We start from the raw sequence: 22,330 nt of genomic DNA on the forward strand, positions 1-22,330 counted from the left end.
AATTAAACTTTTTCGATTTTGATTCGGGTTACTCCACCGTGACGGGCAGTACTTCCGCTTAAGCGTTCGAAGTCTGAGGGCAGAATTTCGTTGTTATTTCCTCCACGTGGCTTTTTGCCATATTCCAGAGCGGCAATCTTACCGTAGGCCCAGTGGCCTTGACCATAGCATTTGCCCACTGTCCCAGGGCGTACACCTTCCCAGAGCTTGGCGGTGCAGGTAATACTTCCTTGTGGAGAGGTAATACGGATGGTATCTCCAGATTGGATACCAAGACTTGCTCCATCCGCTGGGTTAATTTTGGCCACATCATCCCAAGCCTCATCACCCGGGTCTACATCTTTGAACTCTTGATACCAGAGTGTGTTAGCTGAGCGGGCTTCTCGATTCAGCCTCGAACGATGCTCAAAGAAGATGAAGGGGTATTCGGTAGCATCGCCATGGCGTAAAGGCTCTTCATAGTGTGGAACAAAGGCCTGTTCTCCTTTGGCCAAATATTTGGTCGCCTGCATAATATCATCAACCGTCGTTTTATGCTTTTCAGCATGGCCTTCGAGGGCAGCTTTTAAGGTTTCACTATAGAATTCAAACTTCGTGGTTTTTGTACCGAAGTCATCCCAGTTTTTAAAATAAGCGGGTTCGACAGTATTCCATACTCCCTTATCTACAAAATCCTGCCAGCTGTTCAGGGTATCTCCCTTTTTCTCTGCAGTGGGATCCCAGAGGGCATGCGTTAACTGTTTAAGATAGGCCATGGTGAACTCTTCGTGATTAGTTGGAGCTTTGCCAGTTTCGGGATCTTTAACTTCAGTCTTGAAATAGTCGAGAAGGTTGGGGAAACCCTTCTTGGCCAAGGATTCTGCAAGAAGCCAAGAAAAACCGGTTTCATCGTTGACTACATCCCAAAGGGGCTCGACAACGGCTTGTTGGATAGCGGCAAAACCATATTTATTGGCTTTGCTCTTATTAAAGGACCATTTCTCAAACACATGCATAGGTGCAGGCAGGACGATATCCGCATACTGAGTCATCTCAGAAGGGTTGGTTGTAATATGAGCCAAGAAGGGAAGCTGCTCTAGGGCTTTTTCCCAGCGTTGAGCACCAGTACAAGAGAAGGGGAGGTTACACCAATCGGCGATTGCCATTTTAATTTCATACGGATCCTTATCAAGCATGGCGTCTGCAACACGGTTTGTAAGAACACCACCACCAGATTTGCCGGATTTTAAGGCAGGGAATTCTTTATAGCCACGCTGGTCAATTTTTTTGGCCTTGGTTCCCTTTTTGGAGGTATCATCTTGGTATGCTTCATAGCTAGGAAGTTTGGCAAGGGGTACACTTGAGCCTCTCAAAGTGCCTCCCACATTCTCAACTGAGCCGACCAAGCCATTGAGGGCATGAGCAGCCATGGTGGTATAGGCGCCACGAACTTGCATGGAAGAGCCAGGGGATAACCAAGAGATGGCTCGTGGAGCTGCTTTAGCAAAGCCGCGGGCAACACGGAAAATTTGATCTGCAGGTATACCTGCTCGTTCAGAGGCCCACTCCGGAGTACGATCCTTCAGCTCTAGATTCCACCACTTGACTATCCCAGAGGTATATTTTTCAGTGAAGGATTCTACAGGAACGATGGCTCCTTTTTTAAAGAGGTTAACTCCATCATTGAAGTCACCCACAAAGTCTTTATTCCATAACCCTTCCGAGAGGATAACATAGGCAATAGCGACAGCCAGAGCCCCATCTTCTCCTGGAATAACAGGCATCCACTCTTGAGACTTCGCAGCGGAGGCGGAAAGACGGGGGTCGATAGTAACGATTGTTGCTTGATCTGCGACATTACCCCAAATATTCATAACATGTGGAACTTGGCGATTGGAGGCCACTGGGTCGGCACCCCAGTTGAGGACATACCGAGTTTCAGCTAAATCGTAATCCCGATAATCCCAGTAGGCTTCTGTATAATAGGGACCGAATTTTTCGGCTTCTGCACAGATGGAGCTGTGAGAAATATTATTTGGAGAGCCAAAAACTTTGGTGGTTGCGTCGTAGAGGACATCCGTTGTACCGGAGTAGCGGCCACGGAAGAAGACATATTTTTCAGGTTCATTATTTTTGCGAAGTTCCATCATCTTATCGGATATAGTATCAATAGCTTCCTCCCAAGTGATGGGGACGAATTTGGGATCTTCGTTACGTCCTTTTACGGGGTTAGTGCGTTTCATTGGAACTTTAACTCGGTCTGGGTCATAGAGCTGCTGAATGGCTAGATGAGGACGTGGACAGATTTTGCCATGACTGGCTTTACTGTTCGGGTTTCCTCTGACTTTAATCACTCGGCCATTTACGACATAAGCTTGTATGGCACACCAGGTGGTACATCCTTGACAGAGTGTACTCATCCATTTGCCTTCTGCACTAGGAGCTGTATTTTCGCCTTGGGCGAGAGCCTGAAGAGCCGGAAAACCTGTGGTCCCAGCAACTAAGAGCCCGGTCGCTGCCGAAGCTTGCAGAAATCTTCTGCGTGTAATTTTCATTGAGTCCACCTCACATAATTTTCTAATCGAATATTGGACTTTTCACCAAATGCGTTAACTAAAGCAGTTTACATGTTTGATATGTGGTGAATGCATTAAGTTATTGAGGGTTAAATAGGGAATTAGAAAAGAAAAGGTAGTTTTATTTGGCCTGCTATAAGAACAAGATGCTTAAAGGTAAATCCGCCAGTGATAATGAGGACGGAAAGCGCTAGCCCCATTCCCTTGGACATTTCTGCCGTCTTGTCTTTGATTAAAGAGTATAAACTGCCGAGTAAAGGAAGAATCAAACCACAGATTAGGACTAAGCCAATCCACCATCCACGATACTGATCCATAAGATTACTGTAGGTAGCCGCTGGTTCTAAACCACTGTGGGTCATGGAGACCTGCCAACTTACAACAAGAATCAGCTGAAGAGCACTTAGAATACACACTAGGAAGCTGAAATTGAAGCCTTTACCGTCAGTAGCAGAGGCTACTTCGCTAGAGGCGTTTTTAGGAACCCCGAAGGAGACTCCTAACTCCTTGATTATAATCATTAGCGCAGTGCCACCTAATAGGGAAGATACAAGAAACAGTGCTGTCACCATACCACCGACCCAGAGAGGGCGTCCAAGGGATGAAAGTAAAAGACCGTGATACCCGCCGACTAAAAGAGCGAATACTGAACCGAATCCCATTACGCCCTTAAATAGAGAACTAGAGGTGCTATTTTTGAAATAGAGCCAAGCGTAGATTAACGAAAGGATAACGAAAAGCATTTGGACAATACTTCCCCAAGAGGTGATGGATTGGGGATTAAAATTGTACAGAGTGGAGATAAAGCGTGTGGGTCGACCAAGCTCGGATAGAAGGAAGAGAACCCCTCCACCGACAAGGACTGGAGCTAAATAAGCCCCCATTGCCGCAAGTTTGTGGTAACGATTTTTGTCATAGACTGTGAGCAGGGCTGAGAGGAGGAATAATCCGACTCCCAACCCACCGAGGAACAGATCCAGCGTTACACGGATGTCCCATGGAGCATGCCATTCCATACCTTGACCTCCTTTGATATTTTGTGATTACTTTCATTATTGATTTTAACAAACCTAGCTAGAAGGTAAATCGGTGAGAATCCTTACGAGTCAGGAATAACCCTGACATTAAAAAGTAAGTTCTGGAGAAATACTAAAACACTTTGCAGTTAGACTCCGGTGCCGCAAGGCTCTAGCTCATAGCAAACAAAAAACGAGTAAGGGAAAACCCTGACTCGTAATCGACTGAATAATTTATAAAATATTAGGTAGAGATGTACCCGTTTTCTATCGCATACCGGACAAGATCTGAGCGTTTCTGACATTGAATCTTTTCCATAATGCGCGCTTTATGAGTTTCTACTGTTTTAACACTGACTAAAAGGGATTCGCCGATTTCTTTATTAGTGTAGCCTAAGGCTACATAACGCAGGACTTCTTTTTCTCGTTCAGTAAGATGCGAGTCGGAGTTTTTGGTTTCCTTGTGGGGGCAGTACATGGACTTCACTAGATTTTGAGCCAAGGTAGAATCTAGATAAATTTCACCTTTCGCAACCTCACGAATAGCTTGAAGTAACTCTGTATCGGCCGCCTGCTTAAGAACATAACCATTGGCACCCGCTTTTAAGGCCTCTTGTAAGTATTTTTCATCGTTATGCATCGTAAGCATCAATACTTTTGCTGAGCAGGTCTTCCGGATTTTTTCCAATGCCTCCAGCCCACTCATATCAGGCATTGAAATATCCAGTAAGATAATATCAGGATTTAATGTTTTGACCTTGGTGAGAGCAACGGCTCCTGACTCTGCTTCCCCGATGACAATCATATCCTTTTGTGAGTTAAGAATCATTTTCAGTCCACTACGGAGAACTGAGTGATCGTCTACGATAAATAGCCTAATTTGAAGAGTCATTAACATCTCTCCTTTCCATAGGTATACGCACATACACTGTGGTACCTTGATTAGGTGAAGACTCGATGGTAAACTCACCACCCAAGAGCGAAGTCCTTTCATGCATGCCGGCAATTCCTAGATGACTATCACTTGCCGAAGATTTAAGGACTAAGTCCACATCGAAGCCCCTTCCATCATCCTCAACAATGAGATTCACATATTCCTGCCGAATTTCTAGGACTATACTGGCATTTTGAGCTTCAGCATACTTTGCCACATTGATTAAGGCCTCTTGGACAATCCGGTAGAGAGTAATTTCGATTTCGCTAGGCAAACGATTTTGGATTTTATTTTGTACATGGAAATCCACATCAAGACGGTACTGGTGTTTGAAGAAGTTCACAAAGCGATCGATAGCTGGAACCAAACCCATATCATCAAGAACTGTAGGCCGAAGTTCAACTGCAATACGGTGTACTTCCTTTAAAGTAGAGGAAGCAAGATCCTTTAGTTCTGAAACCATCGCTGGGCGTTTCTCTAGATCTTCCTGCTCACTAAGGTACTTTAGGCCGAGTATAAGCGAAGTTAGGCTTTGGCTGGTCTCGTCATGAAGCTCTCGAGAAATGCGTTTGCGTTCATCTTCTTGAGCTGAGATGACCTTCTTGAGTAGTTCTTGGCGGACGGATTCTTTGGCTTGTAATTCTTCGACCAAAGCTTCCCGTTCCTTGGCATAACTTTGAATACTGGTGGTCATGGCGTTAAAATTGTGTCCTAAGTCGGTAATTTCGTCTGCACCATAAGTAGATACTCGAAGACTGTAATCACCAAGAGCAATTCCCTGGCTGGCGGTAGCCAAATCGCGAATGGGTTTTGTAACTAGATGAGAGATAAGAATCGCACCTAAGATTCCTAGTAGGGAAATAATAACAGTTGTAATAAGGAGCAATTGGGATAATTGGTCGATGCTGCTATAGATGCTAACCTCTGACATACCAAGTCGCAGCCAGCCCACTTTTCCCTCGGCGATGGGGACAAGTACATCGATAATCTCTCCCTCATTCGAGTCAAAGGATATAGTATCATCATAAGAAAGGTTAGCTGGAATGAACCTCAAATCCAAAAGACCACTAGGAATGCCTTCCCCAAAAGTATGAATAACTAGTTCGCCAGTTTTATCAAAAATCATAAGATAACGGATATCTTCGTAATGAGAAGAAAGGCCCTGAGCGATTTCATATAAGGAAAAGGAATCTCCAACCAGCATGGGATTGGTGCTTCGTGCTGCTACATCACTGGCGATAGCCCGTCCTCTTTGCTCTAATTGCTCCCTTAAAATCTGCTGCATATGGGAGCGAGTCTCCATCATGACGATCAGTCCCAGGAGAGAGACAAAGAGAATAACAATTCCCATGATTTTTAGTTTAATGGGAGCAGACTGTGGCCAATAAATTAACTTTTTTATGATGGTCATTAACCGGCCCCCACTTCCCGAGACATTTCCCAAACCCGATCATATAGATCCAAATCTGCATGAACGAATCGATCAAATTGTAGTAGACGTAAGGCGTTACGTCCTTCATCATCCAAGTGCAGGGTGAGGAGGACGTTCTTAATGCGGGCTCGTAGTTCTGGATCAATCTGGGAGGAAACTACTACGGGAGGATTCCCCACTTCTTCTGATTGATCAATTATTTTAATTTTGTCTAAAAGCTCAGGTCGGCGGGATAAGGTGAGGTCATAGATTAAACTGTCTACAGCAGCCCCTTCCACAAGACCTTCGGCGACAGCTTTTATGGAATTATCATGACTATAGGTATATATTGTTTTACTGAAAAAGAACGAAGGATTGTAACCAGCCTGTTTTAACATATATTGGGGGGCGATGCGCCCAGAGAAGGAGAGTGGATCTGTATAGGCAAAGGTCTGTCCTTTCAAATCATTCAGAAAATGGGCGGGGGAGTTTGCGGGGACGATAATATAAGAACGATACTTAGATGAACCTGCTATTTCAGGGGCAACCAAGATCCGTTCAGCTTGTTCAGCCTTATCCTTGCCGAGAAGGGCGCCAGAGCATATAAAGGCGACTTGAACATCCCCATTTTCAATGAGATGGTTGGTGTCAGAGTAATTTTCCCGCTGGACCATTTGAGCTTGCATGTCCACCCGTTCTCCTAGTAGATTTAACAAATCCCCATACAAATCCACGTTCTCCATAGGGGAAATGACAGAAGCTACTGCAATGCGAAGAAGTTCGTTTCCATTATTTCCTAGTTCCTTCGGTGGTTCATGGAGGTTTGCAAAATTTACGTTAGGTTGTTTTTTTATTGGCTCAAAATCCCACCAACCCACAGAGGCGGAGGTAAGGATACCCAACTGCAATAGGCTAAGGGTTCCGACCCAGATTGCTTCCCTACGTGTAAAAAGCTTATCCGTCATTTCTTCCATCCTCTCGCGTTCTCTTCACGAGGTTATTATAAAGTGATTTGCTAGAAAAAGACATACTAAATCTCGAATTGATTAAATAAGAACTTTGTGGACGAACTGAAACATTTACGCATCATCTTTCGTAACTAGGGTGTATAAGAAATTAGACCTGGAGGGATTTACATGACAGATAAATTATACCGCTCAGGAACTGATAAAAAGCTGGGCGGGGTTTGTGGGGGACTAGCTGAGTACTTTGATATCGATTCAACCTTAATCCGATTAGTAGTACTGCTTGCTTTTTTCATGGGGGGAGTCGGCCTGCTTCTCTATATCGTGGCTTGGGTTGTGATTCCCGAGAACCCGAGCTACCGGTCGGGGGCCACTTATCGCAATGGTGGAAATGTAGTGGATGATATGAAAGAAAGTGTTCAGGACATTGGAAGTTCGGCCCAGAGCTTTGCTCACGATCTTAAGTCGGTCAATCCGTCCCATAGGAAGAGGTATATCGGAATTGGTTTGATGATTCTCGGGGTCATTTTTCTCCTGGACCAATGGTTTCCCTACGTCTTCGATTGGGGGAAAATGTGGCCTCTGATTTTAATTCTGATGGGTATCGGAATCATTTTGAGGAGGGACTAGGATGCGCCAAGCGGTGGACTCAGTGTTTAAAGGTTTGTTTTTAATTCTTTTGGGACTCGTTTTTTTAGCAAACATGTATGGCTTTTTGCCTTGGGATTTTTGGAGCAATGTTGTTGATCTTTGGCCCTTACTTTTGATTTTTGCTGGGGTTGCTTTGTTGCTAAATAAGCGTATTCCTTTTAGTTCGATCCTTATCGTGTTTCTGCTTGCTCTTGTGGGGTATTCCTTTGTCCAAAGCAGCCCTTCCTTAACGAGCAAGCTGCCACAAGGTAAGGTAAGTGGGGGACAGTTTATAGAAATCTCCGCACCCTTGGAGGAGAATGTAAAGAAGGCTGAGCTCATCCTAAACTTGGGAGGAGTGACCATGGATGTACAGGGAATCGAAGGAGAGTCCCAATCCGATCAAGTAGTCAACGGCTCCTACACATGGAGAGGGCGCATGGGGAGTGGACAGCCTGAGTTTTCTCATAAAACCAGTGGGGATACTACACGTGTCCAATTCAATTCTGAAAAAAGAACCGGTTCAGGAGAAAGCAAAATCCAGCTGAACCTTTCGGATCAAGTGCTCTATAATCGTGTGAATCTTAATTCAGGGGCTGTGAGCGGAACCATGGATTTTAGCCGATTGCGGATTGAAGATCTGGAGATCAATTCAGGAGCCAGTGATATCCAGTTGAGGTTTGGAGACACTGGGGTCACGACAAAAGTCGAACTCAGTACAGGAGCTACCGAGTTGGATCTTGTGGTCCCCGAAAATATAGGTTTGAAAATCAATATTAGCGGAATCGCCAGTGAAACAAATTTTGCAGGGGATGGACTTATCCTAAGCTCAGAGGATTGGGTAACCCCGAATTATAATGATGCTAAAACGAAGATTGAGATGGATATCTCTATGGTTGCCGGAAAAGTTAATTTAGAACGCCTAACGGTACCGGGAGATTCGACTGAAGATACTCAATCTCGACAAACCAAAACCTGGTAACAATCAGTTTCCTAAAGATAACGACTTAAAAAAGCCCCTCGCTCCCAACAATGTTGTTGGAAACGAGGGGCTTAACCTGCTCTGATAATAGCTCATGCCCTAAATTCTTGGCATGTTCTTACCATAGAAAATCTCAGACATTTCCTTTTTGAGCTTTAGCTTGATTTTGCGTTTATCACCGATGGAAAGCTCTTTTTTAGCTGTACCAAAGAGGTAGTTGTCGAGATCGAAGTCCTTGATAATCATTTTAGTATGGAAGATATTTTCCTGAAAGACTGTGACATCGATCATCTGGTAAATATCTCGATACTTCCGATTGATGTAATTTTGGATAGAATTAATCTTATGGTCAATGAAAACCTTTCTTCCGTCAACATCACGAGTGAATCCACGAACTCGATAATCGGCGACAACGATATCTGGACCAAAGCTTTCAATCAGAAAATTAAGGGCCTTCAGTGGGGAAATCTGCCCGCAGGTGGAGACATCAATATCCGCTCGGAAAGTGGATATTCCGCCGTGGGGATGGCTTTCAGGATAGGTGTGCACGGTGATATGGCTTTTATCCAAGTGGGCAACCACGGCATCGGGTAGAGGTACCTCTTTGCCCGTATACATGCGTTCGAGATGATTATCGTCCGGATGCTCAGGATCCATATGCTCTTCTGCAATGAGCATCGTTACACTAGCCCCTTGAGGGTCATAATCTTGCTTGGCGATATTTAAGATAGTGGCTCCGACGATACGGGCTACCTCAGTTGCGATATTGGTCAAGCGGTCTGCATTATATTCCTCATCAATATATTGGATGTAAGCATCGCGATGTTCAGGAGTTTTAGCATAGCATATATCGTACATATTAAAGCTCAAAGTTTTGGTAAGATTATTAAACCCGTAGAGCTTTAGCCTTTTTATTGGTTTTACTTCCAATCTCTATTTCCTCCCAACAGCTTATAAAAAGTAAATTATATACTGAATCAGACAATGAATCTAATGGTACTTTCCCTAGAAAACCTACGAATTATTCCTAACTTAATATTATATGATGAGACTATGCTTTGGTTTTGAGGAAAAAGAAGGATAATCTTCCTATAGGAAAGAATAGATAAACTAAGATTTAGTCATTAAGAATACTATAATACAAGTTCCTTGCAGAGGCTAGTATTATTATTTAATATTTCCAGTGAGATTGAAGATAATAGAATAAGACAGAAGCTGGAAAAAAGTTAAGGAATAAAGGAGGAAAATATGATGTCTCACCAACTCCCAGAACTACCCTATGCCTATAATGCCTTGGAGCCTGTTTATGACGAGGCTACTGTGCGCCTCCATCATGACGCCCATCACAAAACCTACGTGGACGGGCTAAATAATGCAGAGGCCAAGCTTGCGGAAGCACGCGAAAAAGGAGATTTCTCCTTAGTTAAGCATTGGGAACGAGAATTGGCCTTCCATGGTTCCGGTCACCTACTGCACACCTTGTTCTGGATGAACATGAGTCCTCAAGGTGGAAGAACCCCAAGCGACGCTTTAGCAGCGAGAATCAATCAAGATTTCAACTCTTTTGAGGGTTTTAAGAACCAATTCTCAGCAGCCGCCGTAGCCGTTGAAGGCTCAGGTTGGGCGGTCCTTGTCTGGAATCCAGAATTCCAGAAACTAGAGATATTACAAGCGGAAAAACACCAAAACCTTACCCAATGGGGCGTAGCGCCACTTTTGACGGTGGATGTCTGGGAGCATGCTTATTATCTTAAATACCAGAATAAGCGAGCAGCTTGGGTAGAAGCTTGGTGGAGTCTTGTCAACTGGACGGATGTTGAAGAACGGTTTGCTAAGGTGAGATAAATTATCCTGCGTTGACTCGAAAAACAGAAAGGATGCCCTTTCAGTTTAAACTGAAGGGGCATCCTTTCTGTTTTTATTATATTATTAATCGATGCGGTCTTTTTAGGATTGAATGTGAAATCATCCCCGCCTTGGTAATCTTAACTTAACAGTAACTTAACCTTAACTTCATTATAGTTTAACATGACCCAGATAATATGAGAGTATGAAAACTAAAGAAGTTATGCGCGACTAAGGGATGTTAGTGGAGGATGTCATGGTGAAAATTTTACTCGTCGAAGATGATAAGATGATTCAAGAGCTTATCACTTTTAATCTTGAGCGGGAGGGGTATATCGTAGAAACCGTTGATGAGGGAAAAAGTGCGTTGGAGTTTCTGAAAAAAGAGAAACCCGATCTGATTCTCTTGGACGTTATGCTGCCTGAGTTGGATGGCTTTGAAGTTTGTAAGGCTATTCGAGGAAATATCGAGACGGCAAACCTACCCATTATTATGCTGAGTGCCCGTGATGAAATTACAGATAAAGTAGTTGGTTTAGAACTGGGTGCTGATGACTATGTCACCAAACCATTCAGCACACAGGAATTGCTAGCGAGAATCAAAGCGAGGATACGCGAAGGAAAACGAAATTTATATCCCGAACCGATTTCACTTGCTTGGGGAGATCTAGAGATTTGGCCGGAAAGTTATTTGGCAACGATTAGAGGAGAATACGTAACACTTACGGGTAAGGAATTTGAGCTGCTTTATCTTTTTATTAAACGCCCTAATCAAGTATTCAACCGAGAGTACCTCTTGCAGAAGGTTTGGGGATATACTATCAGTGGAGATACGAGAACCGTCGATGTCCATATTAGTAATCTGAGGAGTAAGCTCAAAGGCGTTGCACCCATTATTGAATCTGTACGGGGTGTAGGGTATCGTTTAGAAGGCAGTCCATCGAAGACCAAAAACGGCTAAAACTTTACATTCGATGGTTTAAACATAGTATGGCCTGCACTTCTATACAAGTGCTAGGACTTGTTATCAGGTAACACAACTTAATCAAAGGAGGAGCATAAATTGAGTAATCGGAATGTATTTGATAATTCCTTGGAAGAGCTCAATCAAAAAGTATTTAGATTAGGCAAAATAGTAAATTCTCGGGTGGATGCTTCCATGCAATCTTTGGTTAAACAGGATTTAGAACTCGCCAATCAAGTGGTAACAGGAGATTTAGAAGTCAACGAAATTCAATCACAGATAGAAGAAAGTTGTATGCTTTTGATTGCAACCCAGCAACCCATGGCTACGGATTTACGCAAAATAGTTGCTGCTTTTAAGCTATCTATTAATCTGGAGAGAATTGGCGATTTAGCTGTTGATATAGCAAAACATACGATTCGCACGGGAGAGCAAAAAGCTCTAAAGCCTTTGGTTGATTTGCCGAGAATGGCAGATATTGTCCAACAGATGGTTGTTTTAGGAATTGAAGCTTATAAGATGGAAGATGCAGAAGCCGCTATAGCCATGGCTAAAATGGATGATGAGGTAGATCATCTCTATGCACAAGTCTTCCGTGAGTTGCTTGTGTTCATGATGGAAGACCCTAAAACGATTAGTCAAGCCACGTATCTTATTTTCGTTGGACGTTTTCTGGAAAGAATGGGAGATTATTGTACCAACATCGCCGAAGAAGTCGTATACGTGGAAACCGGGAAAAGGTCAGATCTTAATCTCTAGAAAGTGACTTTTTTTCAAGGATTAGATATAGATGGAAAGTATGTTCGATTAGGGAGCTAAAACTTTTTTGTAGAAGTATTAGCTCTCTTTCTTATTAATTAAGGGTGTGCGCGTGATAACAGCCATCCTGTTAAGTTGCAGAAAAACTGCCGCTTATTATAAAGCGACAACGATGTATCTAAAAGTTAACTATTGGATTTAAATATTAACCTAATCTTTACAATAAGTTAACCTGCAAAAAACAATAGGAGCTTATACTTTGCTTATGCAAAGGAGTTGTACAATTTCATGTCATAGACTCATACTTCGTTTGCTGAATGAGGGAGCAAAAGTTCCAAGGTACGCTCTCAAAGTAAAAAGGGGGTAGTCAGTATCTAGAAGTAGGTAAACGGAAGGTATAAAATTTTCTAGCCAAAGAGATTATTGTTAGATTATTTAATGGATAGTCAAACGGTGAGTAGATAATTGATTTTTTAAATCTATAAAAAGTTGTATTTAGATTTTAGGAGGGTTTATTTAATGTTTAAAAAGAAAGTTCTTGCGGCAATCGTTAGCTTAGGTTTAGTTTTTAGTTTAGCCGGATGCGGACAGACTAGCGCACCAAAAGATCAGACAAATACTCCACCTGCAGAAGCTCTAGCTGAGAAGCTAAGCGGAAGCGTTATCATCGACGGTTCTGGTACTGTATTCCCCCTCATGGCCAATATAGCTGAAAACTATATGACCGAAAAGCAACCAGATGTCAGTGTTCAGGTCGGACGCGCAGGATCCAGTGCTGGATTTAAAAAGTTCATTACTGGCGAAACTGATTTGTCCGATGCTTCCAGAAAAGTTAAAGATTCTGAAGTAGACGAACTCAAAGCCAAAGGCCTGGAAATGGGCGCCAATGTTATGGAAATCAAACTTGCTTATGACGGACTGACCGTTGTAATCAATAAGGACAACACTTGGGCTAAAGAATTGACTAAAGACGAAGTCATTAAGATGTTTACCGCCAAAGCCGTGAAGGCAGATGACAAAGTTTTTTGGTCTGATATTCGTTCCGATTGGCCGAAAGAAGAGGTCAAGTTCTATGGACCGAATGAAAATCATGGGACCTATGAATTTTTCTATGAAAACATCTTAAAGAAAAAAGATATGGTTGCTTCTGTTAACTTACAACAAGAATATTCCACCTTGGTTGACTTGGTTTCTCAAGATAAAAACGCGATTGCTTTCTTTGGCTATGGATACTACGCTAGCAACACTGATAAATTACAAGCTGTAGCGGTTGACTTCGGTCAAGGCCCTGTTGCTCCTGGCCTGGGAACAATCGGTGAAGACCTTGGTTATGCTGGATTTACTAGACTTGTATACACTTATTTGAACCTGAACTATGCAAAAGAAAAACCACAAATACTTGATTATGCTAAATATGTAGTTTCCCCTGAAGGTGCTGCAAAATTAGCTGCAGAAAACGGATTTGCTCCCCTGCCTGAATCAGTTTATGCAGAGTACACCGCAGTTCTAGAAGCAGTTAAGTAGAAAATTTAGACATTTAAACTATAGGGCGGGAGTTCAATGGATTCCCATCCTATAGTTTAGGGTTCGGCAGAAGAATGTCGCAGAGGTGAAAATATGGATGATAAAACAAAGGTAAGAGATATAATCCGGACGAATATTTCAACAAAAAGACAGACTTCTGACAAGGTGATGCCAAGCTTCTTTTTGCTAATGGCATCGGTATCTGTTATAACCACCCTTGGTATTATTGCAGTCTTGGTCGTGGATGCTTCGAAATTCTTTAGTGCAGTCCCCTTGACGGAAGTATTTAGCACAAAACTAGCGCCACTAAGTGCAAATCCTTCATATGGCATTTTGCCTTTGATAACTGGAACCTTAATGACGACCATCATTGCCATGATTGTTGCTGTGCCGATAGGGCTTGGAGCGGCGATTTATTTAAGCCAATTTGCCTCTAGTAAGTTGCGCAGAATTTTAAAACCAATGATGGAGATTTTAGCGGGTATCCCAACCATAGTCTATGGTTTTTTTGCTTATTCTTTTGTTACTCCCTTGCTCATGAATGTGATTCCATCTCTCCAAGCTAAAAATGCCTTGAGTCCAGGAATTGTGATGGGGATCATGATAATTCCCATGATTGCTTCCTTATCCGAGGATGCCATGAACTCGGTGCCGGAAATCATGAGGGAAGGTGCCCTCGGTTTGGGAGCGACAAAGTTGGAAACGACTTTCAATGTAGTTGTACCTGCGGCTATTTCAGGCATCATGGCTTCCATTGTCTTGGGGGTATCGAGAGCTATCGGCGAGACAATGATTGTGACCATTGCAAGCGGAAGCTCGAAGAATTTTACTTTTGATATTACCCAATCCATGCAGACCATGACCGCCTACATTGTAGAATTTACAAGCGGAGACGCAGGGGGCGGAACATTAGGGTACTACAGTCTCTATGCTGTAGGATTAGTGCTCTTTATCTTTACTTTGCTGATAAACCTCCTTGCCCAGTATATATCCCGTAAGTACAGAGAGGTGTATTGATGATGAGTCAAGAAATACCGAGGGTAAAAATCGATAGTAAACTAATTGAGAAAAGAATAATGTTAAATAACATTTTCAAGTATATTTTCTCCTTTTCAACGGTATTTTCCATTTTGGTGTTGGGAGTTCTCTTATACGAAGTTGGAGCGGATAGTGTGGGCTGGCTTGACTTACAATTCCTTACGAGCAATCTTTCGATATTTCCTCACAAAGCTGGAATTTATGGAGCTATCATTGGCACTATCATGATGATGTTTATTGTTATCCCTGTAACGACGATATTAGGAGTCTCCACAGCCATATATCTGGAGGAATACGCTAAAAAGGGCAGGCTTCAGTATTTTATCAATGTTAACATTTCTAATCTTGCCAGTGTACCTTCTGTTATCTTTGGACTCCTCGGCTTAACCTTGTTTGGAAGACTCATGAATCTGGGTTCGAGTATTTTAGCTGGGGGACTTACCATGTCACTCTTAGTGTTGCCAATCGTAGTTGTTGCAGCTCAAGAAGCCATTCGAGCTGTTCCTGGTTTTTTAAGAGAAGCCTCTTATGCTATGGGTGCCGATAAATGGACCACCATACGCAAGGTTGTACTCCCCGTATCCTTGCCGGGGATTTTGACCGGTACGATTCTGGCAATGTCCAGAGCCATCGGCGAAACGGCTCCTTTGGTTGTCTTAGGAATCCCGACACTGATCATGAAGATTCCCTCTTCGGTAATGGATGATTTTACTATACTGCCGATTCAAATATATTACTGGACTCTGGATGCCGTGCTAAAACCAGAATATGCTAACCTAGCAGCGGCCACAGTCGTCGTTTTGCTTATAATACTGTTTCTCATGAACTCAGTCGCGATATTAATTCGAAACAAATTCCAACAAAGATTCTAACAGGAGGAATTTAATTGACGAATACAATAAGTAAGGAAGAACATGTTGTTTTTGATGTTAAAGGACTTAACTTGTGGTATGGCGAGAATCAAGCACTTAAAAATATTAATTTGAGAATTGAAGATAATAAGGTGACCGCAATCATCGGGCCTTCTGGTTGTGGTAAATCGACGTTTATTAAAACTCTGAACAGAATGATTGAGAATGTCCCAAGTGTTAAAACGACGGGTGCAATCATCTACCAAGGACAAAATATTTTTGACAAATCAATGCGAGTAGAAGAGCTTCGGACCAAGGTAGGCATGGTTTTTCAAAAACCGAATCCGTTTCCGAAGTCAGTTTTTGCCAATGTTGTCTATGGTCCGAGAATCCATGGTATCAAAGATAAGAAAGTACTCATGGAAATCGCCGAGAAGAGTTTAAGAGATGCAGCTCTGTGGGATGAAGTGAAGGATCGCTTAAATGATAATGCCTACGGTCTGTCTGGCGGTCAGCAACAGCGCTTGTGTATCGCTCGATGTTTAGCCGTGCAACCTGATGTCATATTGATGGATGAACCCACTTCGGCACTCGATCCTATTGCTACCTATAAGATTGAAGAACTTATGGAAAGTTTAAAGAGAGACTACACCATAGCCATCGTAACGCACTCGATGCAACAAGCGGCTAGGATATCTGACGAAACAGCTTTCTTCCTCATGGGCGATCTTATCGAATTTGATAAGACGACGGAGATTTTCTCTAACCCTAAAGATAAGCGAACCGAGGATTATATAACGGGAAGAATTGGCTAATGGCCCATTGCTTTAACCCATGAAATGTAGATTTTCATGGGTTAAAATTTTAGTTAAAATCGTATTTGAACTTTAACTATACTTAAAATAACAAAATGGTGTTTGAACTCGGATGGAAAATAGCTTATAATTTATTTATAATAATTTCATTTTTTCAAATAACTTAATTTACGAAAAAATTAGCAAGGAGGTATAGTATGAGCGAAGATCAAAACAAAAAACTTACGACTGTTGCTGGAGCCCCAGTGTCCGACAATCAGAACGCTTTAACCGCCGGCCCAAGAGGTCCCATGCTTTTGCAGGATGTTTGGTTTCTAGAAAAACTTGCATATTTTGATCGGGAAGTCATTCCGGAAAGACGGATGCATGCCAAAGGTTCAGGTGCATTTGGAACCTTTACAGTAACTCATGATATTACTAAATACTCTAAAGCTAAAATCTTCTCGGAAATTGGTAAGCAAACAGATATGTTTGTGCGTTTCTCTACCGTAGCAGGTGAAAGAGGGGCTGCAGACGCTGAACGTGATATACGTGGTTTTGCTATGAAATTTTATACTGAGGAGGGTAACTGGGATCTAGTGGGTAATAACACCCCAGTGTTTTTCTTCCGTGATCCTCTCAAGTTCCCAGACCTAAATCATGCCATCAAGCGGGACCCCCGTACCAATATGCGGAGTGCTAATTCCAACTGGGATTTCTGGACATCTCTTCCGGAAGCCCTCCACCAAGTAACGATTACCATGAGTGATCGAGGCCTTTCTAGTTCTTATCGGCATATGCATGGTTTTGGCAGTCATACATACAGCATGATCAATGCTGATAATGAGCGAGTCTGGGTAAAGTTCCATTTGGTTTGCCAGCAGGGCATTAAGAACTATACAGATGCAGAAGCCGAAGCGATTGTTGCGAAAGATCGAGAAAGCCATCAACGTGATCTTTATGAAAGCATCGAGCGCGGAGATTTTCCAAAATGGAAAATGTTCATTCAGGTGATGACAGATGAGCAAGCTGTTAAGATGCCCTATAATCCCTTTGACCTTACAAAAGTATGGTATCATGGGGAATACCCCTTGATTGAAGTGGGTTATTTTGAACTCAATCGCAATCCAGAGAATTATTTTGCAGATGTTGAACAAGCCGCCTTTAATCCGGCTAATATCGTTCCAGGCATCGGGTTTTCGCCGGATAAAATGCTTCAAGGTCGTTTGTTTTCTTATGGGGATGCGCAAAGATATCGCCTAGGTGTAAATCATCATCAGATTCCTGTCAATCAGCCTAGATGCCCAGTGACGAGCTTCCATAGGGACGGTCAAATGCGTGTTGATGGGAATGCCGGCAGCAAGATTTCTTATGAACCGAATAGCTATGGTGTCTGGGGGGAACAACCGGAATATAAGGAACCACCACAGGCCTTAAATGGTGCCGCAGATCGTTGGAATTTTAGAGAAGATGACGATGATTACTATACACAACCGGGTAAGCTTTTCCGCCTGATGAGCCCCGAACAGCAAAAGGCACTCTTTTCCAATACTGCTGGGGCGATGGGAGATGCTTCTAAAGAAGTTAAGCTGCGTCATATTGGCAATTGCCTAAAAGCTGATCCTGCCTATGGCAAAGGTGTCGCCGAAGCCCTCGGTATTTCCTTAGAAGATCTATAATTAGAATTGAAAAGACCTTGTTGGAAAGTGAATAGCTTTCCAACAAGGTCTTTTTTAACGCTGCTGTTTCAATCCCTTTCATGGATGGTCACCTTAGTTATGTCACCAGGTTGTTTGCCAATCTTTGCCCGAATATCTTTGCGAATCCCGATGATATGGCAAGGGGTTCCCATTTTGACTAGACTTCCTCTATACACTTCGTCGTCGAAAGTCGCAGTAACAGCCACGCGGCCTTTTCCGAACTCCGCCTTCACATCGAAGGGAATTTCTACATAGGCCCCGTCGATATCCGGTACTTTTTTGATCTCGGCTTCAAATTCATAGATCTTACGCATAAAGTTACCTCCCTGATTGCTAATTTAATATATCGGTCAAATTGCTATAAGGTTGCTGAAAAATACTTATGGATTGAATGTTCTTTCGATCCGCTCAAGCATTTTCTCGATGAAATCATCTTGCCTCAATGCTCTTTGGGTGACGCGAAAGGTAAAGACTCGGTCTTTGCGAAGATAGGAATCGAGGATCTGAGCCTCGTCCACTTCCTGTTGGGTTAGCAATCGAGGGCTTCCTTGGTCGGCAAGTAGCTTTTCTTGGGCTAATATGAGAAATTGCTTTATATCTGCATTATGTCCGGTTGGCATATGACCATCTCTGATAGACCTAGCAAAATCAATGACACTACTCGCCAGCAGCTTATTTCCTTTGATCAGGTATATTTTTGCGGTTGCCTTCTTGTCATCTAAGAATTCCAGCGCCAGCAGGTCTGTATTGCATCGCGTTGAGTTGAGGAACTTTTGACGACCTTGTATATAATACAACCCTAATTGATACTCACGATAACGAGCTGCTTTCTCGAAGTCTAGATCCGCAATAGCCTTCACTAATTGGTTACTAATTTCCTTCTTGGTCTCTTTGTCACGTCCTTCAATGACCCGACAAAGTGCCTGTAGATGAACCATATATTCTTCAGGGCTAACCCCAGCGGTGCATACTCCGAGACATGTGTTCAATTGCTGGTAGAGGCAGCCGCTGTTCCTTTTGACCAGACCTGGGCTGGCACACTTGCGGATCAAAAAGTTATCCTTTAAGTACAACATAGCTGTTTCAACTCGAGAGCGGCTATTAAAAGGACCGTAATAGATTGCTGAATCTTCTTTTCTTTCCTGTACAATCTCCGGCCTTGGAAAGGTTTCAGCAGGGATTTTGATATAAACATACTTTTGGTCGTTTTTCATTTGCCGATTGTAGCGGGGCTTGATTTTTTTAATTGCTCGGCATTCCTCGAGGAGGGCGTCCAGCTCCGTATCTAAAACCCGATGCTCAAAACCCGCGATATATTGAATCATCTCTTCTACTTTAGGGTCCCGATTTTTTGCTTTGCGAAAATATTGGCTGACTCTGCTCTTGAGGTTTTTGGCTTTACCCACATAGATAATATTACCTAAAGAATCCAGCATCAGATAGATACCAGGTTTTTCTGGCAGGTACTTTGCTTTTTCTTTCAATATAGATTTATTGTTCATTGGCATTCAGACATCCCAACCTCCTAATGAACTTCAGTTAATGTAAGCGACAAGTATGAAAGAATTGCCTAATTCTCCCTCACCAGATATAATTTAGCTATTAGCAATCTGAATCTTCAAGATAGTTTGATTTCCGCTAGCACAACTTCCCCTAGAAGGCGAAGTTCCTGATGCACCCTGGGACTTATTTTTCATGCCTATGGGGTGCGGCGCAAGTTATATAGAAGCCTGATATCCCTAGAAAGTAGGTAATTCTATGTTCGATACTCAAGGTTGGAAACCGCATTTCCTTGCCACAGGGGTAGGAAGTCTACCGTACGATAATCCCATGACAGCTTTAGAGCAAGTATGGAAAGCTGTACCTAAAGCACCCCATTGGGCACAACTTCCACGACTAGGAGCGGAAAGCTCCTTTGTCGGACAATATTTAAAGGTGCTCGTGGATACAGGTTGTATTGAAGGGTTTGAACACCCTCGCTTCCAGGGAGATGCTCCGGATTGGGCTGACCGTATGGCAAGCTTCTATGAACGCTATCTCCAAGCCGAATCGGGGAATCAGGAGGCCCTAGAGGGATTCGGCTTCACTGCCGAAGGAGGATTTGCATTCAATGAATTCTTCAAGGAGCTTAAGCACAAAGGGCCTCAAGGAGCGCAAATCTTAAAAGGTCAGCTAAGCGGTCCTGTCACCCTAGGAATGCAAATTACCGATCAAAATCGCAGAGCTGCTTACTATGATGAGTTTCAACGGGATATCCTTGTTAAGTCTTTAAGACTACACGCTCTTTGGCAGACCAGAATCCTAGCTCAGTTTGGATTACCTGTTTTGATGTCCATCGATGACCCCAGTCTCTATGGCTACGGTTCATCAACCTATCTTACGTTGGATCGGGGCACCCTCATAGGAGATATCAATGAAATTGCTGAAGGGATTCTCAATGAAGGTGGGATACCGGGTGTTCATGTTTGCGCCGGGATGGATTGGACCTTGTTATTTGATTCCAAAATTAAAGTAATTAACTTTGATGCTTATGAATACATGACAAGCATGGTTGTACTAGCCGAGCAGCTTGAGGTGTTTCTTCAACGAGGCGGTATTCTATCGTGGGGCATTGTACCTACTTCCACAAAAGCTTGGCAAGAATCTGTTGAAAGTCTGAAAGCGCGTCTTGAGACCCATATCAAGGAATTGGTCAAGCGAGGAGTTAGTGAAGAAAGCTTGCGGAGTCAGAGTATGCTTACCCCAAGCTGTGGTACGGGTACACTAAGTATCGATTTATCAGAAAGAATTTATGGGCTTTTGCAGGAATTAAGCTCGACTTATACTTAAACAGTATTACTTCACACAATACAGCGTTCCCGCAACCAGAGTATAATGAATGCCATTAAGAATGAGGAGGAGAGGCCTTGGCCAGTAAAAAGTATTCAACATGTAAAATTCAGATAGAGAAGGAGACAAAAGAGAAAATGGTGTCAGACATAAAAAACTATTTCTTAAAAGAACGAGATGAAGAATTAGGAGATTTGGCAGCAAACTTTATTTTGGATTTTTTTCTTGAAGATTTAGCGCCTCATATTTACAATCAAGGAGTATACGACTCATACAAATACATGGGAGAAAGAACGGAAGATTTATTAGAAATTATTAAAAGTTAGCTTAAGATTCAGGGCTAAATTAAATTAAAGAGGTGTTTTTTCGTGATTAGAGTTATTGCGGTCATTAAAGAACGTCATAGAACATTAGGCTACCGCTTACTTGATGAGATTACCTCCACGGTTCAGGATATGGGGGCGGCTGGCGCGTTTGAGTATATCAAAGAACATGGTTGTCGAAATGCCCATTTTAAAGGGGTAGCACTGACTGCCGATGAAGGCACGATAGAAATGCTGCCTATCATTGACTCTCATACTAAAAGCTGTATTAAAAATGATAAATATATTATCGTAGGTACTTTTAAAGAGGGAGATCGGATTACATCAATTCGAGTAACGGATTATACGGGAAGTATTTCAGATATTGAAGTAAAGCAGCTCATGATGTTAGAGGATAAAGGGTTTTGCAATGCGAGAGTACAAAATGTGGGGGAAAAAAAGGCCATTAAGCCATTAGATTTGCCTTGGCCGGTCTTAAAGTGGTCGCCTGGGAAGTAATCGTTACCCTTGCTTGTAAAGATTAATCTCAAATAACCTCACTACCGTCCGTATAAAGTTATTATGATAATCATTGATCGGAGGGGGTTGAAGGTGGAAACAAATTACCGAGTTGCCTACGATAAGTTCTGGCAGGATATAAAGAATAGAGAACCTGAAGAGATTACTTCAATGCGAACGGTATCTTATAACGGGGATACAAAGCAATTTGTGGTCTCATTTTTTGATCAAGAGCTAATAGTAGATAGCAACCATAAAACAGTTTATCGAAAAACCGATGGACATCACCTAAATATAATGGATGCAATCATTGTGCTTAATTATTTAGCCTATGCACAGCCGTTATCAGAATTAGAGCCTAGGTGGGTGAGTATCAAGGAAATCCCGGGAGGGATGATTTTTTATTCAGCCTTTCTAAAGACAGCGATTTCACCATTAATCAAGGCCTTTGGTCATCAGGCTGAGCTCTTAAAAACTGCGGGAGCCTTCTTAGGAGGTCGACCAGCACACATGGGAAATTGTTCAGCTGTTTTCAAGGCGTTTCCGGAAATCCCTGTGTGTGTAGTCATTTGGGAAGGGGACGAAGAGGTTAAAGCCAATGCCACAATTCTCTTTGATTCTTCGATAGAGCCCATGTTGCACAGCGAAAGCATTATCGGTCTCGGTATCTCCCTAGCAACTCATCTGCATAAGAAGGCAACTCGGATTTAGT

The 22,330-nt window shown here is 42.7% G+C and carries 22 protein-coding genes; 14 read left to right on the forward strand and 8 right to left on the reverse strand.

Going from position 1 to position 22,330, the window contains the following annotated elements:
- Nucleotides 1-2 precede the first annotated feature (2 nt).
- From DESDI_RS04705 to DESDI_RS04725, 5 genes are all read right to left on the reverse strand, one after another.
- Nucleotides 3-2,534 carry a molybdopterin-dependent oxidoreductase gene (locus tag DESDI_RS04705; protein ID WP_015261495.1) on the reverse strand — a complete coding sequence of 844 codons (2,532 nt, stop codon included), beginning with the start codon at nucleotides 2,532-2,534 and terminating at the stop codon, nucleotides 3-5.
- Nucleotides 2,535-2,656: 122 nt separating this feature from the next.
- The gene (nrfD, locus tag DESDI_RS04710) at nucleotides 2,657-3,571 is read right to left on the reverse strand and encodes an NrfD/PsrC family molybdoenzyme membrane anchor subunit (RefSeq protein ID WP_015261496.1); all 915 of its coding nucleotides are present in this window, start codon (nucleotides 3,569-3,571) and stop codon (nucleotides 2,657-2,659) included.
- Nucleotides 3,572-3,815: 244 nt separating this feature from the next.
- On the reverse strand, nucleotides 3,816-4,463 hold the full coding sequence (locus tag DESDI_RS04715) for a response regulator (RefSeq protein WP_015261497.1): 648 nt from the start codon (nucleotides 4,461-4,463) through the stop codon (nucleotides 3,816-3,818).
- Nucleotides 4,447-5,916: a sensor histidine kinase gene (locus DESDI_RS04720; protein ID WP_015261498.1), complete on the reverse strand. Its 1,470-nt coding sequence runs from the start codon at nucleotides 5,914-5,916 to the stop codon at nucleotides 4,447-4,449. Before DESDI_RS04720 ends, DESDI_RS04715 begins: the two co-directional genes overlap by 17 nt.
- Entirely contained in the window at nucleotides 5,916-6,881 is a 966-nt protein-coding gene (locus tag DESDI_RS04725; RefSeq protein WP_015261499.1) for a substrate-binding domain-containing protein, read from the reverse strand. The genes DESDI_RS04720 and DESDI_RS04725 overlap by 1 nt, the downstream gene beginning before the upstream one ends.
- Before the next feature lie 171 nt (nucleotides 6,882-7,052).
- Between DESDI_RS04725 and DESDI_RS04730 the strand changes: the two genes are divergently transcribed.
- Together DESDI_RS04730 and DESDI_RS04735 are read left to right on the forward strand one after the other, a co-directional pair.
- Entirely contained in the window at nucleotides 7,053-7,511 is a 459-nt protein-coding gene (locus tag DESDI_RS04730) for a PspC domain-containing protein (protein WP_015261500.1), read from the forward strand.
- 1 nt (nucleotide 7,512) lies between these two features.
- A complete protein-coding gene (locus DESDI_RS04735; protein WP_015261501.1) occupies nucleotides 7,513-8,493 on the forward strand; it encodes a LiaI-LiaF-like domain-containing protein in 981 nt (326 codons plus the stop codon).
- A gap of 99 nt (nucleotides 8,494-8,592) precedes the next feature.
- Here DESDI_RS04735 and speD read toward each other — a convergent pair whose 3' ends face one another.
- Nucleotides 8,593-9,423 (reverse strand): adenosylmethionine decarboxylase, encoded by an 831-nt coding sequence (gene speD, locus DESDI_RS04740; protein ID WP_015261502.1) that lies wholly within the window; start codon nucleotides 9,421-9,423, stop codon nucleotides 8,593-8,595.
- A gap of 321 nt (nucleotides 9,424-9,744) precedes the next feature.
- Between speD and DESDI_RS04745 the strand changes: the two genes are divergently transcribed.
- The 8 genes from DESDI_RS04745 (at nucleotide 9,745) to DESDI_RS04780 (ending at nucleotide 17,947) form a co-directional block, all read left to right on the forward strand.
- Nucleotides 9,745-10,338 (forward strand): superoxide dismutase, encoded by a 594-nt coding sequence (locus DESDI_RS04745; protein ID WP_041219269.1) that lies wholly within the window; start codon nucleotides 9,745-9,747, stop codon nucleotides 10,336-10,338.
- A 256-nt stretch (nucleotides 10,339-10,594) separates the two neighbouring features.
- Nucleotides 10,595-11,299: a response regulator transcription factor gene (locus DESDI_RS04750; protein ID WP_015261504.1), complete on the forward strand. Its 705-nt coding sequence runs from the start codon at nucleotides 10,595-10,597 to the stop codon at nucleotides 11,297-11,299.
- A 102-nt stretch (nucleotides 11,300-11,401) separates the two neighbouring features.
- Nucleotides 11,402-12,061 (forward strand): phosphate signaling complex protein PhoU, encoded by a 660-nt coding sequence (phoU, locus tag DESDI_RS04755; protein ID WP_015261505.1) that lies wholly within the window; start codon nucleotides 11,402-11,404, stop codon nucleotides 12,059-12,061.
- A gap of 519 nt (nucleotides 12,062-12,580) precedes the next feature.
- A complete protein-coding gene (locus DESDI_RS04760; protein ID WP_015261506.1) occupies nucleotides 12,581-13,585 on the forward strand; it encodes a PstS family phosphate ABC transporter substrate-binding protein in 1,005 nt (334 codons plus the stop codon).
- A gap of 93 nt (nucleotides 13,586-13,678) precedes the next feature.
- Nucleotides 13,679-14,602, forward strand: a complete 924-nt coding sequence (gene pstC, locus DESDI_RS04765) for a phosphate ABC transporter permease subunit PstC (RefSeq protein WP_015261507.1) — start codon at nucleotides 13,679-13,681, stop codon at nucleotides 14,600-14,602.
- Complete coding sequence (gene pstA, locus DESDI_RS04770) at nucleotides 14,602-15,495, forward strand: phosphate ABC transporter permease PstA (RefSeq protein WP_015261508.1); 894 nt, start codon at nucleotides 14,602-14,604, stop codon at nucleotides 15,493-15,495. Before pstC ends, pstA begins: the two co-directional genes overlap by 1 nt.
- A gap of 14 nt (nucleotides 15,496-15,509) precedes the next feature.
- Nucleotides 15,510-16,289 carry a phosphate ABC transporter ATP-binding protein PstB gene (gene pstB / locus DESDI_RS04775; RefSeq protein WP_015261509.1) on the forward strand — a complete coding sequence of 260 codons (780 nt, stop codon included), beginning with the start codon at nucleotides 15,510-15,512 and terminating at the stop codon, nucleotides 16,287-16,289.
- 197 nt (nucleotides 16,290-16,486) lie between these two features.
- Nucleotides 16,487-17,947, forward strand: a complete 1,461-nt coding sequence (locus DESDI_RS04780; RefSeq protein ID WP_015261510.1) for a catalase — start codon at nucleotides 16,487-16,489, stop codon at nucleotides 17,945-17,947.
- A gap of 68 nt (nucleotides 17,948-18,015) precedes the next feature.
- Here the strand turns inward: DESDI_RS04780 and DESDI_RS04785 are convergent, their stop codons facing one another.
- Nucleotides 18,016-18,282: a DUF1905 domain-containing protein gene (locus DESDI_RS04785; protein WP_015261511.1), complete on the reverse strand. Its 267-nt coding sequence runs from the start codon at nucleotides 18,280-18,282 to the stop codon at nucleotides 18,016-18,018.
- Between the two features lie 66 nt (nucleotides 18,283-18,348).
- Entirely contained in the window at nucleotides 18,349-19,470 is a 1,122-nt protein-coding gene (locus DESDI_RS04790) for a GIY-YIG nuclease family protein (protein WP_041219733.1), read from the reverse strand.
- Nucleotides 19,471-19,726: 256 nt separating this feature from the next.
- On the opposite strand from DESDI_RS04790, the gene DESDI_RS04795 reads away from it, so the two are divergent.
- From DESDI_RS04795 to DESDI_RS04810, 4 genes are all read left to right on the forward strand, one after another.
- Nucleotides 19,727-20,797: a methionine synthase gene (locus tag DESDI_RS04795; protein ID WP_015261513.1), complete on the forward strand. Its 1,071-nt coding sequence runs from the start codon at nucleotides 19,727-19,729 to the stop codon at nucleotides 20,795-20,797.
- Between the two features lie 77 nt (nucleotides 20,798-20,874).
- Nucleotides 20,875-21,123 (forward strand): DUF2164 domain-containing protein, encoded by a 249-nt coding sequence (locus tag DESDI_RS04800; protein ID WP_015261514.1) that lies wholly within the window; start codon nucleotides 20,875-20,877, stop codon nucleotides 21,121-21,123.
- A 42-nt stretch (nucleotides 21,124-21,165) separates the two neighbouring features.
- Nucleotides 21,166-21,618: a hypothetical protein gene (locus tag DESDI_RS04805; RefSeq protein ID WP_015261515.1), complete on the forward strand. Its 453-nt coding sequence runs from the start codon at nucleotides 21,166-21,168 to the stop codon at nucleotides 21,616-21,618.
- Nucleotides 21,619-21,711: 93 nt separating this feature from the next.
- On the forward strand, nucleotides 21,712-22,329 hold the full coding sequence (locus DESDI_RS04810) for a DUF3786 domain-containing protein (protein ID WP_015261516.1): 618 nt from the start codon (nucleotides 21,712-21,714) through the stop codon (nucleotides 22,327-22,329).
- Nucleotide 22,330: the final 1 nt, after the last annotated feature.

Origin of the sequence: Desulfitobacterium dichloroeliminans LMG P-21439 (assembly GCF_000243135.2) — a bacterium.
GTDB classification, from domain to species: Bacteria; Bacillota; Desulfitobacteriia; order Desulfitobacteriales; family Desulfitobacteriaceae; genus Desulfitobacterium; species Desulfitobacterium dichloroeliminans.

Excerpts from the sequence above, each read along its gene's own strand:
- DESDI_RS04705 (WP_015261495.1), bottom strand. The coding sequence starts at position 2,534 with ATGAAAATTACACGCAGAAGATTTCTGCAAGCTTCGGCAGCGACCGGG.
- nrfD (WP_015261496.1), bottom strand. The coding sequence starts at position 3,571 with ATGGAATGGCATGCTCCATGGGACATCCGTGTAACGCTGGATCTGTTC.
- DESDI_RS04715 (WP_015261497.1), bottom strand. The coding sequence starts at position 4,463 with ATGACTCTTCAAATTAGGCTATTTATCGTAGACGATCACTCAGTTCTC.
- DESDI_RS04720 (WP_015261498.1), bottom strand. The coding sequence starts at position 5,916 with ATGACCATCATAAAAAAGTTAATTTATTGGCCACAGTCTGCTCCCATT.
- DESDI_RS04725 (WP_015261499.1), bottom strand. The coding sequence starts at position 6,881 with ATGACGGATAAGCTTTTTACACGTAGGGAAGCAATCTGGGTCGGAACC.
- DESDI_RS04730 (WP_015261500.1), top strand. The coding sequence starts at position 7,053 with ATGACAGATAAATTATACCGCTCAGGAACTGATAAAAAGCTGGGCGGG.
- DESDI_RS04735 (WP_015261501.1), top strand. The coding sequence starts at position 7,513 with ATGCGCCAAGCGGTGGACTCAGTGTTTAAAGGTTTGTTTTTAATTCTT.
- DESDI_RS04745 (WP_041219269.1), top strand. The coding sequence starts at position 9,745 with ATGTCTCACCAACTCCCAGAACTACCCTATGCCTATAATGCCTTGGAG.
- DESDI_RS04750 (WP_015261504.1), top strand. The coding sequence starts at position 10,595 with ATGGTGAAAATTTTACTCGTCGAAGATGATAAGATGATTCAAGAGCTT.
- DESDI_RS04760 (WP_015261506.1), top strand. The coding sequence starts at position 12,581 with ATGTTTAAAAAGAAAGTTCTTGCGGCAATCGTTAGCTTAGGTTTAGTT.
- pstC (WP_015261507.1), top strand. The coding sequence starts at position 13,679 with ATGGATGATAAAACAAAGGTAAGAGATATAATCCGGACGAATATTTCA.
- pstA (WP_015261508.1), top strand. The coding sequence starts at position 14,602 with ATGATGAGTCAAGAAATACCGAGGGTAAAAATCGATAGTAAACTAATT.
- DESDI_RS04780 (WP_015261510.1), top strand. The coding sequence starts at position 16,487 with ATGAGCGAAGATCAAAACAAAAAACTTACGACTGTTGCTGGAGCCCCA.
- DESDI_RS04785 (WP_015261511.1), bottom strand. The coding sequence starts at position 18,282 with ATGCGTAAGATCTATGAATTTGAAGCCGAGATCAAAAAAGTACCGGAT.
- DESDI_RS04790 (WP_041219733.1), bottom strand. The coding sequence starts at position 19,470 with ATGAACAATAAATCTATATTGAAAGAAAAAGCAAAGTACCTGCCAGAA.
- DESDI_RS04795 (WP_015261513.1), top strand. The coding sequence starts at position 19,727 with ATGTTCGATACTCAAGGTTGGAAACCGCATTTCCTTGCCACAGGGGTA.